Consider the following 17,091-nt stretch of genomic DNA (forward strand, 5'->3'; position numbering starts at 1 on the left):
CGGGATCGCGTGTCTATGAGGCGAGTGCGCGCCGCGGTGGCTTCGCCGGGCTGGGGCGTGCGAGGCCGGTGGAGGGGTGCGGCTCCTACTCCATCATCACAGCACAGCCAGGTAGCAGGCCGTGCACTGGCAGGCCCAGGCGGCCACCGTGCACGCGTGGAAGATCTCGTGAAAGCCGAACCAGCGGGGGAAGGGGTCGGGCCGCTTGCGGGCGTAGATGACGCCGCCGACCGTGTAGACGACGCCGCCGGCCACCAGCAGCCACACGATGGCCGGGCCGCCGGTGATCCAGAACTGGGGGAGGAACCACAGTGCCACCCAGCCGAGCAGGATGTAGAACAGTGTGCCCAGCCAGCGCGGCGCCGTCGGCCACAGCAGGGTGGTCAGGATGCCGAGCGCGGCCCCGCCCCACACGATCCCCAGCACCACTCGGGCGGTGCCGGCGTCGAGCAGCGCCACCGACAACGGCGTATAGGTGCCGGCGATCAGCAGGTAGATGTTGGCGTGGTCGAAGCGCTGCAAGACAGTGGATACCGCGCGGGGGAAATGACCGTTGGAGATGTGGTAGACGCCCGAGTTGGCGAACAGCAGCAGCGAGCAGACCAGGTAGGCCGCGCAGGCCCACTTCAGGCCCGCTCCCGGCGCCAGTGCCGTCAGCACGATGCACGCCGCCAGCGCCAGCGGCGCGGTGCAGGCGTGGATCCACCCGCGCAGCTTGGGCTTGACGACGCGGGCGAGCTCGTTGGCGGCGCTGATCGCGGCCGCACCGCGCGACTGGATGGTGGTACGCATCGACGGTTCTCCTCACGGGCGGTGGCCCAACTGCAACTTACGCTACCGTAGGTTACGCTGCCGTAGGTTTGTTGGAAAGGTGGGCTGCGGCTCACTCGCGCGCTACCCTCGGACCTGGGCGCGCCCGCCGACCCTGGTGCGGTGGCGTCATGGGCAACCGGCGCGCACAGAAAGAGACGAGTTATGGCGGGCGACAACCTCCTCTACAACCTCTACGAGCGCCGCCTCGCCGCTCAGGTCAAGCCCGAGCGCGTGCCCCAGCACGTCGGCGTCATCCTCGACGGCAACCGCCGCTGGGCCCGGGCCATGGGCATAGGCACCGCCCAGGGCCACAAGCGCGGCGCCGACAAGATCGAGGACTTCCTCGGCTGGGCGGAGGACGCCGGGGTCGGGGTGGTCACGCTGTGGCTGCTGAGCACCGACAACCTCACCCGCGACCCCGCGGAACTCTCCCCACTGCTGGACATCATCGCCCACGCCGTCGACGAGCTGGCCGCCACCGGCCGCTGGCGGCTGCGCCTAGTGGGGGCCGTCGACCTGCTGCCCGCGCCGGTGGCCGAGCGGCTGCGCGCCGCCGTCGCCTCAACTGCTCGCGCCGACGGCGCTGCCGGGGATGGCGTTTCTGCAAGCGGCGGCGGCGGGAAGGCTCGGGCGGCTGTGACGGGATCCGCGGGCTCCCGGGACGCGGCGGACAGTGGCGAGGGTGACTCGCGCATGCAGGTGAACGTCGCCGTCGGGTACGGCGGGCGCCAGGAGATTGCCGACGCCGTCCGCGACCTGCTGCGGGAGCGCGCCGCCGCCGGCGCCACGCTGGAGGAGGTGGCGGGCTCCCTGTCCGAGGAGGACATCACCGCGCACCTGTACACCAAGGGGCAGCCCGACCCCGAGCTGGTCATCCGCACCTCAGGGGAGCAGCGCCTGTCCGGCTTCCTGCTGTGGCAGTCGGTTCACTCCGAGTACTACTTCTGCGAGGTGTACTGGCCGGCCTTCCGCCGCATCGACTTCCTGCGGGCGCTGCGCGACTACGGTCAGCGCGAGCGACGCCTGGGCAGGTAGCCGGAGCCCTCCGGGAGGCGCGACTGCCGCCCCGGCGCGCCTGTGGCGGGTGCGCCGGGGAGGACTTGACCGCCCGACGACGCAGGCGTGGTCACCACACCGTCGTCGGCCAGCATCCCGACGGCAACTGCGGGTATGGTGAGCAGCATCACAGGCGGGCCTGGTGTGGGCCCCCGCACCACCCGCCGCGCACAGACGGAGACAACCATGCGAACCTACGTCCTGGACACCTCGGTCCTCCTGTCCGACCCCCGTGCCGTACTGCGCTTCGACGAGCACGCCGTCGTGCTGCCGGTGGTGGTGATCACCGAGCTGGAGGGCAAGCGGCACCACCCCGAGCTCGGCTACTTCGCCCGCGCCGCGCTGCGCCTGCTCGACGGCCTGCGCGAGCAGCACGGAAGGCTCGACCGGCCCATCCCCGTCGGTGACCGCGGCGGCACGGTGCGGGTGGAGCTCAACGGCGCCGACGACCACGTGCTGCCCGCCGCCATGCGCCTGGGCGACAACGACTCCCGCATACTGTCCGTGGCCGTGACCCTCGCCCGCCGGACCCGCCAGGGCAGTGACGAGGAGGGAGGCGAAGTCGTCGTCGTGTCCAAGGACCTGCCCATGCGCATCAAGGCCGCTGCCGTGGGCCTGGCTGCCGAGGAGTACCGGGCCGAGCTCGCCAGCGAGGACATCTACTCCGGCATGACCGCCTTGTCCGTCACCGAGGAGGAGGTCTCCCGCCTGTGGGACGACGGCGTCCTGGACCTGGCGGGACTTGCGGACGAGGAGGCTGCCGATGAGGTCGCAGCCCAGCCCACTCACACCGGCGTCGTGATCAGCTCCCCACGCGGGTCGGCACTGGCCACCGTGGTCGGCGGGACCCTGCACCTGGTTGATCCCTCACGCGAGGTATTCGGTGTGCGCGGGCGCAGCGCCGAGCAGCGCATCGCCATCGACCACCTGCTCAACCCCAGCATCGGCATCGTCTCGCTCGGCGGCCGCGCCGGCACCGGCAAGTCCGCCCTGGCGCTGAGCGCCGGACTGGACGCCGTCGTCAATCGGCGCGAGCACCGCAAGGTCATGGTGTTCCGGCCCCTGTACGCGGTGGGTGGGCAGACCCTCGGCTTCCTGCCCGGCGACTCTGCGGAGAAGATGTCCCCCTGGGGGGACGCGGTGTTCGACACCCTCAGCTCGGTGGTGCCCACGGACCGGATCGAGCGGATCGTCGCCGCCGGCCAGCTGGAGGTGCTGCCGCTGACGCACGTACGCGGCCGCTCCCTCCACGATGCCTTCGTGATCGTGGACGAGGCCCAGTCGCTGGAGCGCAACGTGCTACTGACGGTGCTGTCCCGGATCGGCCAGAACTCCAAGGTGGTGCTCACCCACGACGTCGCCCAGCGGGACAACCTGCGGGTGGGGCGCTGGGACGGCGTGGTCAGCGTGGTCGAGTCGCTGAAGGACCGGGACCTGTTTGCGCATGTGGACCTGGTGCGCACCGAGCGCAGCGAGATCGCCGAGCTGGTCACGCGCATGCTCGATGAAGTGCCGCTGTACTAGGCGGGAAGTCGCGGCTCTGCCTGTCAGTCTGCCAAGTTCTTAGTCGTTGTCGGCGCCGATCCCTGAGGCCTGTTGCACCTCTTCCGGTTTGAAGGCACGGAGTTGGGGGTGCGGTCCGGGCGTGTGTACCGCGCCGTCGGGCCTAGCGCAGTCGTGTCTGGCACCGCCGTCGGCCGGGGCGGGCGCTCCCTGGTCGCGAACGAGCCGAAGGGCGCGGGTGGCGAGGCCGGTGACGCCTTCGTGCCCGTGGCGGGGGTCGTCTGTTACGCCACTTCGTCGTTGGGTACGCCGGTTTGGCGTTTGCTGAAGGCTCCGGAACCCTCAGTAGACACCAAACCGGCGTAGTAGACGTCAAAGGGGCGTACTCAAACCCCTCCCGTGCCTGTGCGCTCACAGCATCCCCTACGCAGGCGAGGCGGAGACCGGCTCCTTAGGTGCGGGGTGTGGTTGAGCTCTGGCGGGTGTGGGGTGTCCGAGCTCGGCGCAAAGGCGGTTGGTGGCCGCTGGGGCCGATCTGGGGCATCGTGCTCTACCGTTTGTGGTGTCGGGCGCCAGCGGTGGGGTGCGGGGCGGGGCGGTGGACTGAGCCGCAAACAGCCACACATCCCGAACACCGCCGCGCCCTCAAGCCGGAAGAGCACGCAACTTCTACCGACCTCGGTACGTAACTTCTACCGACCTCGGTACGTAACTTCTACCGATCTCGGTGAAGGGGTCAGGCGCTGGGGCGGGCGTCCAGCTCGGCGCGGGTGGGCGGGTTGGCGCCGGCGCGGGAGACCGTGATGTCCGCGATGGCGGCCGCATGCCGCAGGACGCGCTCCAGGGCGGCGGCGTCGATGTTGCGCAGCGCCTCGCGCTGGTCGGCACCCACCAGGCCCTCCGCCCAGATGCCGTCCTCGAGCCCGCCCATGAAGGAGTCGCCCGCGCCGACCGTGTCGGAAACCACCACGGTGGGGTCTGCCGGCACCTCCATGCGCAGGCCGGAGGCGGTCACGGCAAGCGAGCCCTGCTTGCCGCGGGTGACGACCACGACGGCCGCGCCCAGCTTCAGCCAGCCCCGCGCCACCTCCTCAATGTCCGCGTCCTCGCCGTAGAACCACTCGATGTCCTCGTCGGAGCACTTGACCAGGTCGGCCAGGGAGATCAGCCGCTCGACCTGCGTGCGGGCCTGCTCGGGCGTGCCCATCAGCTGCGGGCGCGCGTTGGGGTCATAGCAGATCGTGGAGGTGGCCCGGAACTCGGAGAGCACACGCTCTACCGTGGCGGCGCCCGGTTCCAGGATCGCGGCGATCGAGCCGGTGTGCACCAGCAGCGGAGCCGCGGTGCCCTCCGCGCGCTGCGGGAAGGGCGGGTTCCAGTCCAGGTCGAACACGTAGGTGGCGGCACGGTTGGCGCCGATCGTCGCCTGTGCGGTCGAGGTACGCGCGGCGCCGTGGGAGCCCGGTGTCAGCCGCACCCCGGAGGCCTCCAGGTGCTCGCGCACGGCCTGCCCGCGCGCATCGGTGCCGATCCAGCAGTCGAGCTCGGCGTCGCGACCGAGGCGGCTGAGGCCCAGGGCGACGTTGGCCGGTGACCCTCCGGGGATGTCTTGGGCGGGCTGGCCGGGGTGAATCACGACGTCGACGAGCGCCTCGCCGATGACGAGGGCGGTGCCTGCGGGGCCGGGTACGGACATGTTTGGGCTCCTCATGGGTGGCGGCCGGGGCCGGATGCGAACTGGATGGTCAGGCTGGTCAGAACGGGGTGGAGGCGGCGTTGCGCGGATCGTCGGTGCCGTTGGCGGCCTCGCCGGTATTGCCGGCGTCGGCTACGGCTGCCAGGCGGGCTCGCGCGTCATCCAGCCAGGACTGGCAACGGGCTGCCAGGGCCTCGCCGCGTTCCCAGAGCTTGAGTGCCTCCTCCAGGGGAACCTGGCCCGCCTCGAGACGCTGGACCACGCCGACCAGTTGCTCGCGGGCCTGCTCATAGGGCAGGGAGGCGACGTCGGCGTTGGCGTCTGCGGGGCTGATCGGCTCAGCGGGGGAGGGCGCGCTCATGGATCCGATTGTTGCATGCGCGCGGCGGATGCGCGCCGGTTCGCGGAGAGCTCCGCGCCGGAGCCGAGGACGGTTGCAAAAACGTCTTGACACGGTTGCGATGGACGTGCAAGATGTGCCTGCCAAATCGTTTAGGGCGCCAGTTTCCCGCCGTCTGAAGCGAACGGCGCCCGCTCCCCACCCATATGGAGGACAACGATGTCTAGTCCCGCTCCCGCCGTCCCGAAGCGACGCCGCACGTCCCTGTGGGCCCGCGTCGCCCGCCACTGGCAGCTGTACCTGCTGCTGGCGCCGGCCCTGATCTACCTGGTGCTGTTCAAGTACTGGCCCATGTACGGCGTCCAGATCGCCTTCCGCAACTACAACCCCATTGACGGCTTCATGGGCAGCGAGTGGGTGGGTCTGGAGCACATCACCCGCTTCCTGCACTCCTTCCAGTTCTCCCGGATCTTCTTCAACACCATCGCCATCAACGTCCTCGGGCTCGTCTTCGGCTTCCCGGTGCCGATCATCCTGGCGCTGCTGATCAACCAGCTGGCCTCCCGCAGGCTGAAGTCCTTCATCCAGACGGTGCTGTTCTCCCCGGCCTTCATCTCCACCGTGGTGGTGGTCGGCATGCTGTTCGTGCTGCTGTCGCCCCGCTCCGGGCTGGTCAACAACCTGATCACCCTGACCGGCGGGCAGCCGATCAACTTCATGAACGAGGAGGGCTGGTTCAGGCCCATCTACGTCCTGAGCGACATCTGGCAGAACGCCGGCTTCTCCATGATCGTCTACCTCGCCGCGCTTGCGGGCATCGACCCCAGCCTGCACGAGGCCGCCCGGGTCGACGGTGCTAATCGCTGGCAGCGCCTGTGGCACATCGACCTGCCCGGCATCCGCCCAATCGTGTCCATCATGCTGATCCTGGCGGTCGGCAACCTGCTCAACCTCGGCTTCGAGAAGGCGCTGCTCATGCAGACCGACCTGAACCTGGGTGCCTCGCAGATCATCCAGACCTACGTCTACGACGTGGGCCTCAAGAGCGCCCAGTTCTCCTACTCGGCCGCCATCTCCCTGTTCAACTCCGTCCTCAACATGATCCTGCTGCTGGTGTTCAACCAGGTCGCCAAGCGCGCGGGTCAGTCGAGCCTGTTCTGACCCCGCCCGCGAACCAACCGAGGAATCATCATGACCACCCCAACCGCGTCCGCACTCGACGCCGCCCCCACCTTCCGCGCCTCCGGCCCGCGCCGATTCATGGAGCGGATCGCAGACCCGCTCTACACGCTGTTCGTCGTCCTGCTACTGGGCGGCGCCGTGATCGCGATCATCTACCCGCTGTACTTCGTAGTCATCGCCTCCATCTCCGACCCCAACCAGGTCTACGAGGGCAACGTGTGGCTGTGGCCCAAGAACATCACCTTTGAGGGGTATCAGCGCATCTTCTCCACCTCCACCGTGATGCGCGGCTTCGGCAACTCGCTGCTGTACACCGCCCTCGGCACCACCATTTCGGTGTGCTCCATCCTCGGCGCCGGCTACGCCCTGTCCCGCAAGTCCCTGCCCGGCCGGAACTTCTTCATGGTGCTGTTCATCGTCACCATGTTCTTCGACGGCGGCATGATCGCCCGCTACCTGGTGGTGCGCGACCTGGGGATGCTTGACACCATGTGGGCCGTGGTACTGCCCGGGGCGATCGGCGTCACCAACCTGATCATCGCCCGCACCTTCTTCGAGACGACCATCCCCGAGGAGCTGCATGAGGCGGCCGCCCTCGACGGCGCCAGCGAGTGGCGCTACTTCTTCCGGATTGTGCTGCCCCTGTCCAAGGCGCTGATCATGCTGCTGGTGATCACCCACGCGGTGGCCTACTGGAACTCCTTCTTCGACGCCCTGATCTATCTGAACGACGACGCCAAGTACCCGCTGCAGCTCGTCCTGCGCAACATCCTGATCCAGTCCGACGTCTCCGGCTCCGGGGTCTCCGCCACCGGCATGGACTCCTACGCCGAGTCCCAGCGCATCGCCGAGCTGATGAAGTACGGGATGATCGTCGTCTCCACGTTCCCGCTGCTGTCCATACTCCCCTTCACCCAGAAGTACTTCGCTCAGGGCGCCCTCATCGGTGCCGTGAAGAGCTGAGAGGCCACTCAAATGCTGCCCCACCACACCACCTCCAATAGCGCCGTCAACACCGCCGTCACCGCCGCCGAGGCCGCCCTGAAGGCCGCCCCCGGAGTCCCTGCGCCCCACCCGATCAGCCGCCGTCTGCTGCTGCGCGGCTCGCTGGCCGGTGCCGGGCTGCTCGCCCTGGCCGCCTGCTCGAGCAAGAAGACCGACGCCGACTACCGAGTGCCGGACGAGTCCGCCTCCGCCGGCCTGGCCGAGGCCGCGGACTCCCTGCCGATCGTCTCCACTCCGATCACAGTCACCGCCACGGGCTCGCGCTCGGCGCTGTCCGTGCCCTACGGTCAGATGGAGCTCACCCAGCAGTGGGAGCGGGACACCAACGTCCAGGTGCAGTGGAACATGCTCACCGAGGACGTGTACGCGGAGAAGAAGAACCTGCTACTGGCCTCCGGGGACCTGCCGGACATCCTGTGGAACACCGGACTGACCGACGCCGAGGTCGCCACCTACTCCGCCAACCACACGCTGGTGCCACTGGACGAGTTCTTCGCCGACAACTGCCCCAACATCTCCGCGCTGCTGGATGCCCGCCCCGACATCCGCTCGGCCATCACCAGCGAGGACGGGCACATCTACACGCTTCCCAGTGTGGAGGAGCTCGGGCTCGTGCCCTTCCCGAACTTCCTGTACATCAACACCGACTGGCTGGCCGCCGTCGGCCGCGAGATGCCCACCACGATCGAGGAGCTGCACGAGGCCCTGCTGGAGTTCAAGGCGCAGGACCCCTCCGGGACCGGCAAGCTGCTGCCGCTGTCCTTCATCCCGGGATCCTTCTGCGCCAACCCGTGGGACATCATCGCCGCCTACGGCGGCCAGGCGGACAACAACGACCACCGCATCGTGATTGACCGCAAGGCGGTGTTCACCGCCAACACCGAGCAGTGGAAGGAGGGCGTCAAGCAGCTGCACAACTGGTACGCCGAGGGACTGATCGACTCCGAGTCCTTCTCTCAGGACGACACCGCCTACCTGGCCAAGGGCAAGACGGAGCAGGAGTCGCTGGCGGCCTTCTACTGGTGGGAGGCCACCGAGTTCGTGGGGGCGGACCGCGAGGACCACTATGCGCTGTGCCCGGTGCTGGCGGGCGTGGACGGCGTGCGCCGCGCCTCGGTGTCGAACAACCAGGAGATCTCCCGCGGCGCCTTCGCCATGACCCGCACCTGCCGCTACCAGGCGGCCGTGATGCGCTGGGTTGACCGCATGTACGACCCGGTCATGTCCGCCCAGAACAGCTGGGGACCGATCGGCGTCACCCTGGAGTACGACGACGCCGGCATGCTGTCCCAGATCCCGGCCGCCGAGGGCGAGTCGGAGGGGGAGCGCCGGCAGAAGGTGGCCCCCGGCGGACCCAAGTCCACCACTGCGAAGGACTTCGAGGAGGTGGTTCTGCCCGAGCCGCGTGCCTCCCTGCGCCAGGAGCAGGTAACCGCCGAGTTCGCCGACTGGGCCGCCAATGACGCCTTCCCGCCCGTGGTGTTCACCAACGCCGAGCTCGATGACCTGTCCCTGATCGACTCCGACGTGTCCACCCTCGTCAAGCAGCGGTTCGCCCAGTGGGTGGTGAACGGCGGCATCGACGCCGAGTGGGGCGGTTATCTTAAGGACCTTGAGACCACGGGTCTGAGCCGGCTCATGGAGATCTACCAGGCGGCGCTGGACCGTTACTACGAGGAGCTCGACGCACGCTCATGACAACCACCGTCCCCAACGCCACCAGCGCCCCGTCCCGCCCGTGGATGGTTCGGTCTGAGGACCGCCTCAGCCTCGCGCCCGCCGAGCAGGCGGCCCACGCCCAGGCGGATCCGGCCCGCCCCCGCTGGCACGTGACCCCGCCCTGGGGGTGGATGAACGACCCCAACGGCCTGAGCGTCTGGCCCGGGCCCGACGGCGCGCCCCTGGTGCACCTCTTCTACCAGCACAATCCCCACGCCCCGGTGCACCAGCGGATCGAGTGGGGGCACCAGTACTCCTCCGACCTGGTGCACTGGCACGACCTGCCCACCGCCATCCGCCCCGGCGACGACGGCCCGGACGCCTACGGCTGCTGGTCCGGCATCGTGCTGGCAGATGAGCGCACGGGGCCGGACGGAACCGCCACCGTGGTGCCCACGATGCTCTACTCCGGGGCCTCGGAACGGGACACGCAGACCGCCTGCCTGGCCACCGCGGTCCCCGGCGACCCGTTGCTGACCCAATGGGTCAAGCACCCGGGAAACCCGGTCATCGACGCCGCCCCGGCCTCCACGGAAGGCCTGGTGGTGCCCGAGATGCGCGATCACTCGGCGTGGCGTGAGAACGGGCGCTGGTACCAGGTGATGGGAACCGGCCTCCCGGGAGCCGGGCGCGACGGTGCCCAGGCGGGTGCGGCCCTGTGCTTCTCCAGCGAGGACCTGCGCAGCTGGGCCTACGAGGGCCCGTTCGCCGTCGGCGACGGTGACGTGACCGCCACCGGCACGGTGTGGGAGTGCCCGGAGCTGATACGGCTGGGAGAGGCCGATGTCCTCTTCGTCTCCGCCTGGCACGCCTCGCGCACCCTGCGCTCGATGTGGATGCGGGGTCGACGCGTCGGCACGCGCATGAGCATCGACGCCGTCGGCCGCTCCGACTTGGGTGAGAACTACTTCTACGCGCCCCAGTCCGTGCTGCTGCCCGATGGGCGGCGCGTAACCATCGGCTGGATGCAGCCCAACGCCACACGCGCCCAACGGCTGGAGGTGGGCTGGGCCGGCTCCATGTCCGTACCCCGGGAGGTCACCCAGGCCCCGGACGGCACGCTCCGCTTCCACCCGATCGTGCAGGTCGACTCCCTGCGCGCCCGGCACCTGGCCGACGCGGCCGGCGCGCAGGACGTTGCCGCGGCCGGTTCCGCCCTGCACGGCGACAGCCTTGACCTGGTGCTGACCGGACGGCTGCGGGAGGGGGAGGTCGTCGTCGACCTGGCCGTGTCGGCGGACGGCGCGCGGCGCACCCGGCTGCGACTGGCCCGTCGCGCCCCGAGCGGACGTGCGGGGCAGGACGCCTGGACGGGGTGGCTGTCCCTGGACCGCTCCGCCTCCGCCGCGCCCGGTCCGCCCTGGGAGGCGCCCGATCGCCGGGAGCTGTGCGGGCCGGTGCCGCTCGGCCCGGACGGGGAGGTGGCGCTGCGGGTGCTGCGGGATCGTTCCAGCCTGGAGGTCTTCGTCAACGGACAGCCCCTGTCCGCCCGCCTGGGTACCGACCCGGGCGACGACGGCGTGAGCATCGACGTCGGCTCGCTTACGGATGCGCGCCTGCAGGTGTGGTCCATGGCCGACGCCTACGCGCGCAGGCTCGCCCCGCAATCCTTCCCCGACGCCGCCCCCATCGCCGAGGTCGGTTGATCTTACGTACCGAGGTCGGTAGATCTTACGTACCGAGGTCGGTAGATCTTACGTACCGAGGTCGGTAGATCTTACGTACCGAGGTCGGTTCAGCCGGTTTGCCCCGGGGCCGGAGCGGGGAGGCGACCTGTGCGGGGTGGCGGACGGTGCAGGGAATATGGGGGATACTGACCGCCTGCACAAAAGCTCGCCGGAGGAGGGGACCGATGAGCCCTGGCCGCTCGAACGACCGGGTCACGATCAAGGACGTTGCCAGGGAGGCCGGCGTTTCCGTCACGACGGTCTCGCACGCCCTCAACAACCCGGAGGGCTCGCGTGTCTCCGAGGAGACTCGCACCCATGTCAAGTCCGTCGCGACCGCCCTCGGCTACCGGGCCAATCCCTCCGCCCGCGCCCTGCGCACACGCCGCACGGACACAATCGCGCTGGTCGGGCGGCAACTCGCGACCACCGAGCACTTGGGCCGCATGGTGCGGGGGGCGCAGGACGCCGTACGCGCGCACGGCGGTCTGCTGATCGTGGCTGACACCGCCGACGACGAAGACGGTGTGATCGACGCGCTCATCGACCACCAGGTCGACGGCATCATCCTCGGCGCGCTCTACCACCAGGAGGTCACGGTGCCATCCGCCCTGGCGGGCGTGCCCACGGTGGTGGTAAACGCCTTCACCTCTGACACGCGCTACTCCTGGGTGGTGCCCGATGAGGTGGCCGGTGGCAGGGCGGGCGCAGAAGTACTGCTGGCCTCAGGACACCGACGCGTAGCCATGATCAACAACCGTGATGACATCCCCGCGGCCCATGGCCGTGCCGAGGGATTCGTCGCTCGCTGCCGTGAGAGCGGCGTCGAACCGGTGGTCGCCGCCTGTGGACCGTCTGGCCGCGCCGCCTACGACGTCGCCCTCCGGCTACTGGACGCCCCTCCCGCCGAGCGCCCCACGGGGATGTTCTGCTTCGCCGATTCCATGGCTATGGGAGTGTATGCGGCCGCCGCCCAGGCGGGGGTGCACGTCCCGCAGGAGCTGTCCGTGGTCGGATTCGACGACATGGTGCTGATCAACGAGTCGCTGTCTCCGCCGCTGACCTCCATCGCCCTGCCCCACGCCGAGATGGCGGCGTGGGCGGTGGAGCGGCTCTACGAGCTGCTGGACACGCCCGACGCGGCTGCGCAGAACCTGCGGATCGTCGGGCGCGTGGTCGAGCGGGGGTCGGTGATGCGGCCGAGCAGCTGATCCTCGCGCCCGAACCAGCCCCGCATGAGCCGCCGCGCCCGGCCCCGTCGCCTGTGCCCGTAGTCGGCGGAGGAGGGAGAGGGTCAGGGCTCGACTGTGGGCTTGGTGGTGCCGACCACCTGCGCCACCAGGCGGCCCGAGGCCAGCACCCCCTCGATCAGGTCGCCCTTCTTCAACTGCTGGGCGGAGGTGATGATGCCGCCACCCGGGCTGCGCAGGATCGCATAGCCCCGGTCGAGCACGCCCTGTGGGGAAAGCGCCCGCAGGCGGGCGTGATCCGCGCGGAGCTCGGCGCCGGCCAGTGACAGCACGGAGGACAGGGCGCGACGCATGCGCTCGCGGGCCTGGTCCAGCTCGACGACGCGGTCGCGCACGATGAGCGTGGGGTCCGCCATCACGGGCCGGGCGAGTACCTGGTCCAGGCCCCGCTGCTCGGCGTCAAGGCGGGAGCGCAGCACCGTGCGCATGCGCTCGCGGGCCTGGTCCAGTCCCATGACCTCCTCCGCCAGGTCCGGCACGATGCGGCGGGCCGCATCCGTCGGCGTGGAGGCCCGGTAGTCAGCCACTAGGTCCAGCAGCGGGCAGTCGGTCTCATGGCCGATCGCGGAGACGATCGGGGTGCGCGCGGCCGCCGCGGCGCGCACCAGCCCCTCGTCTGAGAAGGGCAGCAGGTCTTCCACGGCTCCGCCTCCGCGAGCCACCACGATCACGTCCACCTCCGGGTCGGCGTCGAGCTCGCGGATGGCGGCGGTGACCTCCCGTACCGCCTGCGCGCCCTGCACGGCGACCTCACGGATCTCGAAGGGCAGGCCGGCCCACCGCAGGCGGGCGTTGACTATGACGTCGTCCTTGGCCTTGGCGTTGCGGCCGCACACGAGCCCGACCTTGCGGGGCAGGAACGGCAGCGGGTGCTTGCGCTCGGCGTCGAACAGGCCCTCGGCGGCCAGGATCCGCCGCAGCTGCTCAATGCGGGCCAGCAGGTCGCCGATTCCGACCGGGCGGATGTCGTCGGCCCGCAGCTCGAGGCTGCCGCGCTTGGTCCAGAACCGTGGCTTGGCATGGACGACGACGCGTGCCCCCTCCGTCACCTGTGCGCCGGTGGCCCGCTCGATGGTGGCCAGCTCCCGGGTGAACACGGACACGGACATGGACATGTCGGCGTCCGTGTCGCGCAGGGTCAGGTACTGCATGCCCGATCCGGGGCGGCGGTTGAACTGGACGATCTGCCCCTCGACCCACACGAAGGTCATCTTGTTGATGTACTCGTCGATCTTGGTCGACAGCAGCCGCAGCGGCCAGGGATTGTCCGGTGTGGTCTCCCGCGCCAGGCGGGCCATTGGTCGGCCCGCGGCGCTTCCTGCCGGAGTGCCGGCGGGAGCGCTCGCCGGGGGCTGCGCAGGCGGGATGGTGCTCCGGCTGCGGTTGGGCGGATACTCGGTCACGGGCCCCACTGTGCCACGTTAAACGCCCGGCGGTCGTGTTCGCCGGGCGGGCACCTGTGGCACAGTGGTGGGCGTGACCACGAGTGACACCACCACTGCCAGTACCGAGGCGATCACTGCGGGCTCCGGCAAGCGCATCCTGCTGGCTGCGCCGCGCGGCTACTGCGCCGGCGTGGATCGCGCAGTCGACGCCGTGGAGCAGGCCCTGGCCCACTACGGGGCACCCATCTACGTGCGCAAGGAAATCGTCCACAACAAGTACGTGGTGGAGGCGCTGAGCAGGCGTGGGGCCGTGTTCGTATCGGAGACCGACCAGGTTCCCGAGGGAGCACGTGTGGTCTTCTCCGCCCACGGCGTGTCCCCGGAAGTGCACGCGCAGGCCGCCGCACGCCACCTGCAGACCATTGACGCCACCTGCCCACTGGTCACCAAGGTCCACAAGCAGGCCATCCGCTTCGCCAAGGACGACTACGACATCATCCTCGTTGGCCATGCCGGGCACGAGGAGGTTGAGGGAACCCAGGGTGAGGCCCCCGAGCACATCCAGGTGGTCAACGGGCCCGCCGAGGTCGACTCCGTGCAGGTGCGCGACCCCGATAAGGTCGTCTGGATCAGCCAGACCACCCTGTCGGTGGACGAGACCATGGAGACTGTGCGGCGCCTGCGGGAGCGCTTCCCTCACCTGAGCGACCCGCCGGGCGACGACATCTGCTACGCGACCCAGAACCGGCAGGGCGCTGTGAAGGCCATCGCCCCGCGGGTCGACGTCATGATTGTGGTCGGCTCCGGGAACTCCTCCAACTCGGTGCGGCTGAAGGAGGTTGCCCTGGAGGCCGGCGCGCCTGCTGCGCATCGGGTCGACTTTGCGCGCGAGCTGGAGGCCTCCTGGTTTGACGGCGCCGCCACCGTCGGTCTGACCTCCGGGGCGTCCGTGCCTGAGATCCTCGTGCGTGAGGTCATCGAACGGCTGGGGGAGCTGGGGTTCTCCGAGGTCGAGCAGGTGCGCACGGCCACGGAGAAGATCGCCTTCTCCCTGCCCAAGAACCTGCGGGCGGACCTGAAGGCGGCAGCCGGTGGCCAGGTGCCGGAGCGACGGCGTCGCCCGGCCCAGGACCACACCTGCTGACGGCAGTGGCCGACGGCGTCGCTCCGGGCGGATGCTCAGCCGATGATGCGGCTGAGCGCCTCGGCGTCGGCAATCACTCGGTCGAAGGGGACTACCCACACCGAGCCATTCGGTCCGGTGACCTGCACCACCAGGTTCTCGGCCCGCAGGCACTCCAGGCGGGAGGCGGTGTCATCGCCCTGCGTCTGCCATGAGGGTTCCTCGGTGGGGATGATGTAGCCGCCGAGCGCCGGGTTGGCCCAGCGCAGCAGCAGGACTCGGGCGCCTGCACGTGCCGGCACCGCCGGGTTGGTGGCAAGCGATGAGGCGACGCCCTTGGCCGATCCGATGCCCACGGCCTCGGCGAGCGCGCCGTAGGTGGTGCAGACCGCGGGGGTGTGCGCGACCAGCTTGGACATCGCCTCCGCTACGCGCTCGCGGGCGGAGGAGTCCGCAGCGGCGTCGGCGATCGCGCGGACGCGCGCCCCGGTCAGCTTGGCCTTTGCGGCCAGTTCGGAAGAGCTCAGGCCGCTGGCGAGACCACGCAGGATGAGGTCATCGCGTTCGCCCCGAAGCGTGTTGAGCTGGTCTTGCAGCTGCTGCTGCCTGGCTGCAAGCGTGTTCAGGTGGCTTAGCACCTCGGCGGGGTCGTCGCCCCCGGTACGCGCGGAGGCGTCAGGGACTTGGGCTGCGCCGACGTCGGACGGGGTGCTGCTTGTGGTTGCGGCTGCCATAGGAAGGTGGTCCTCCACATGTTGCGGTCAGAGGTTGCCAGGTACGCTACGGGGCGTACCTGGGAGGTTGCTGCGAAATATCGCACGAGGCCAGTTTATGTGAATGGTACCGCAGATGTAACCCGGCCGTTGTGATTATGGCGGTATGTGGGCGCTGGCTGCGGCCCTCTGCGGCCGCGGCGGGAGGCTTGCCCAAGTCCTTCTATCGGCGTCCTGGAGCCACTTTCGGCGCCCCGCTGACCTCCAGGTTCGGCTCGGGGCGGAGCGACTCGCAGGTGCTACTCGGAGGGGCGCGTCAGCTCCGCGCTGGCGAAGATCCTGACCTGGGCGTCGTCCGGCGAGACGGGCTCCGGCGTGGTGAGCCCATCGCCCAGCGCCTCGAACCGGCGCGCCGTCACCAGGAGCCGTGACTCCATGGACCCGACCGCCCGGTTGTACGCGGCGACCGATCGTGTCAGCGAGCTGCCCAGTGTGTCCAGGTGCTTGGCCACCGTGCCCAGTCGCTCGTAGAGCGTACGGCCCAGGGCGAGCAGCTCGCGCGCATCGTCGTTGATGGCGGTGCGGGCCCACGCGGACGCGCAGGTTCGCAACAGTGCCAGGAGCGACGCGGGAGTCGTCAGGGATACCCCGCGATCGAGGGCGTGCTCCATGAGCGTGGGGTCCGCGTCCAGGGCGGCGGCCAGGATCGGCTCCGCCGGCACGAACAGCACTACCAGCTCCGGGGAGTCCTGAAGCGTGCGCGCATAGTGGCGCTCCGCCAGCGCGTCGACGTGCCCGCGCAGCGCCTTCGCGTGCGCGGCCAGCAGCTTGGCGCGGTGCCGCTGGGTGTCCGCCTCGGAGGCGCCGCCGTCGTCGCCCGTGCCGAGGGCGCAGGCCTCTAGGTAGGAGTCCAGCGGCACCTTGGCGTCCAGGGCCAGGTAGCCGTTGCCGGGAAGGTGCACGACGACGTCGGGACGGGCCTTCGCCGCGCCGTCCGGGCCGGCTCCGGCGCCGTTTCGGCGGCCGATCACCGAGGCCACCGAGCGCTGCTCGACGAAGTCGATGTGCCGCATCATGCCGGAGGCTTCGAGCACTCGCGCCAGCTCGACCTCCCCCCAAACCCCGCGGGATGAGCGCGACCGCAGCGCGCCCGCGAGCGCCGTCGTCGTGCGGCGGAGCTCGCGATCGGACTCGGCGCCCGCACGCAGCTGCTCGGTCAACGTGGCGTGCTGGGCGGCTCGCTGCTTCTCCATCTGCTCCACCCTGGCGCCGACCTGCTCCAGCTGGGCTCGGACCGGGGCGAGTGCGCGCAGGACGGAGCCGTCGCGCTCGGCGCGCTCCTCGGCAACGTTGGCGCGGGCCGCCAGTTCCTCCGCGCGGGCGCGCCACTGGGCCGCCTCCGCGTGCAGTGCGGCGGCCTCATCGCGGCCGCCGGCCCGGGCTGTGGCGGTGCGCGCCACTGCCAGGGCATAACCGGTCACGGCCCCGACGAGCAGGCCGATGAGCAGGAGCAGGATGGGAAGCGCTGTGGACATGGAGACAACATGCCACGGGCCACTGACACGAATCCCGGGGCGGTGCCTCGTGGGTGAGACGCCGGAGGGGCCGGGGTGCCGTCCTGCCGGGCGGACTCATCTAC

The 17,091-nt window shown here is 70.0% G+C and carries 14 protein-coding genes; 8 read left to right on the forward strand and 6 right to left on the reverse strand.

Annotation, left to right across the window (positions count from 1 at the left end):
- Window positions 1-96 precede the first annotated feature (96 nt).
- Window positions 97-792, reverse strand: a complete 696-nt coding sequence (trhA, locus tag E4J16_RS03130; RefSeq protein WP_136313238.1) for a PAQR family membrane homeostasis protein TrhA — start codon at window positions 790-792, stop codon at window positions 97-99.
- Between the two features lie 183 nt (window positions 793-975).
- On the opposite strand from trhA, the gene E4J16_RS03135 reads away from it, so the two are divergent.
- Together E4J16_RS03135 and E4J16_RS03140 are read left to right on the forward strand one after the other, a co-directional pair.
- Window positions 976-1,848, forward strand: coding sequence for an undecaprenyl diphosphate synthase family protein (locus tag E4J16_RS03135; RefSeq protein ID WP_136313239.1), 873 nt, complete (start codon window positions 976-978; stop codon window positions 1,846-1,848).
- 207 nt (window positions 1,849-2,055) lie between these two features.
- Complete coding sequence (locus E4J16_RS03140) at window positions 2,056-3,393, forward strand: PhoH family protein (RefSeq protein WP_136313240.1); 1,338 nt, start codon at window positions 2,056-2,058, stop codon at window positions 3,391-3,393.
- 715 nt (window positions 3,394-4,108) lie between these two features.
- On the opposite strand, the gene E4J16_RS03145 is transcribed toward E4J16_RS03140, so the two are convergent.
- A complete protein-coding gene (locus E4J16_RS03145) occupies window positions 4,109-5,068 on the reverse strand; it encodes a carbohydrate kinase family protein (protein ID WP_136313241.1) in 960 nt (319 codons plus the stop codon).
- Window positions 5,069-5,126: 58 nt separating this feature from the next.
- Window positions 5,127-5,429 carry an exodeoxyribonuclease VII small subunit gene (locus E4J16_RS03150; protein ID WP_136193538.1) on the reverse strand — a complete coding sequence of 101 codons (303 nt, stop codon included), beginning with the start codon at window positions 5,427-5,429 and terminating at the stop codon, window positions 5,127-5,129.
- Window positions 5,430-5,627: 198 nt separating this feature from the next.
- Between E4J16_RS03150 and E4J16_RS03155 the strand changes: the two genes are divergently transcribed.
- The 5 genes from E4J16_RS03155 to E4J16_RS03175 all read left to right on the forward strand — a co-directional run bounded on the left by E4J16_RS03155 (window position 5,628) and on the right by E4J16_RS03175 (window position 12,192).
- Complete coding sequence (locus E4J16_RS03155) at window positions 5,628-6,569, forward strand: ABC transporter permease (protein ID WP_136193537.1); 942 nt, start codon at window positions 5,628-5,630, stop codon at window positions 6,567-6,569.
- 30 nt (window positions 6,570-6,599) lie between these two features.
- Window positions 6,600-7,553: a carbohydrate ABC transporter permease gene (locus E4J16_RS03160; RefSeq protein WP_136193536.1), complete on the forward strand. Its 954-nt coding sequence runs from the start codon at window positions 6,600-6,602 to the stop codon at window positions 7,551-7,553.
- A 12-nt stretch (window positions 7,554-7,565) separates the two neighbouring features.
- Window positions 7,566-9,293: a type 2 periplasmic-binding domain-containing protein gene (locus tag E4J16_RS03165; RefSeq protein WP_136313242.1), complete on the forward strand. Its 1,728-nt coding sequence runs from the start codon at window positions 7,566-7,568 to the stop codon at window positions 9,291-9,293.
- The gene (locus E4J16_RS03170) at window positions 9,290-10,960 is read left to right on the forward strand and encodes a glycoside hydrolase family 32 protein (protein WP_136313243.1); all 1,671 of its coding nucleotides are present in this window, start codon (window positions 9,290-9,292) and stop codon (window positions 10,958-10,960) included. Before E4J16_RS03165 ends, E4J16_RS03170 begins: the two co-directional genes overlap by 4 nt.
- Before the next feature lie 206 nt (window positions 10,961-11,166).
- Window positions 11,167-12,192 carry a LacI family DNA-binding transcriptional regulator gene (locus E4J16_RS03175; protein ID WP_136313244.1) on the forward strand — a complete coding sequence of 342 codons (1,026 nt, stop codon included), beginning with the start codon at window positions 11,167-11,169 and terminating at the stop codon, window positions 12,190-12,192.
- A gap of 83 nt (window positions 12,193-12,275) precedes the next feature.
- Here the strand turns inward: E4J16_RS03175 and xseA are convergent, their stop codons facing one another.
- Window positions 12,276-13,529, reverse strand: coding sequence for an exodeoxyribonuclease VII large subunit (gene xseA, locus E4J16_RS03180; protein WP_136314559.1), 1,254 nt, complete (start codon window positions 13,527-13,529; stop codon window positions 12,276-12,278).
- A gap of 169 nt (window positions 13,530-13,698) precedes the next feature.
- Between xseA and E4J16_RS03185 the strand changes: the two genes are divergently transcribed.
- Complete coding sequence (locus E4J16_RS03185) at window positions 13,699-14,760, forward strand: 4-hydroxy-3-methylbut-2-enyl diphosphate reductase (protein WP_168709453.1); 1,062 nt, start codon at window positions 13,699-13,701, stop codon at window positions 14,758-14,760.
- Between the two features lie 35 nt (window positions 14,761-14,795).
- Here E4J16_RS03185 and E4J16_RS03190 read toward each other — a convergent pair whose 3' ends face one another.
- Window positions 14,796-15,473, reverse strand: coding sequence for a hypothetical protein (locus tag E4J16_RS03190; RefSeq protein WP_136313245.1), 678 nt, complete (start codon window positions 15,471-15,473; stop codon window positions 14,796-14,798).
- Between the two features lie 278 nt (window positions 15,474-15,751).
- Window positions 15,752-16,987, reverse strand: a complete 1,236-nt coding sequence (locus E4J16_RS03195; protein WP_136313246.1) for a DNA recombination protein RmuC — start codon at window positions 16,985-16,987, stop codon at window positions 15,752-15,754.
- Between the last annotated feature and the right edge of the window lie 104 nt (window positions 16,988-17,091).

The organism is Actinomyces procaprae (assembly GCF_004798665.1).
Classification (GTDB): domain Bacteria; phylum Actinomycetota; class Actinomycetes; order Actinomycetales; family Actinomycetaceae; genus Actinomyces; species Actinomyces procaprae.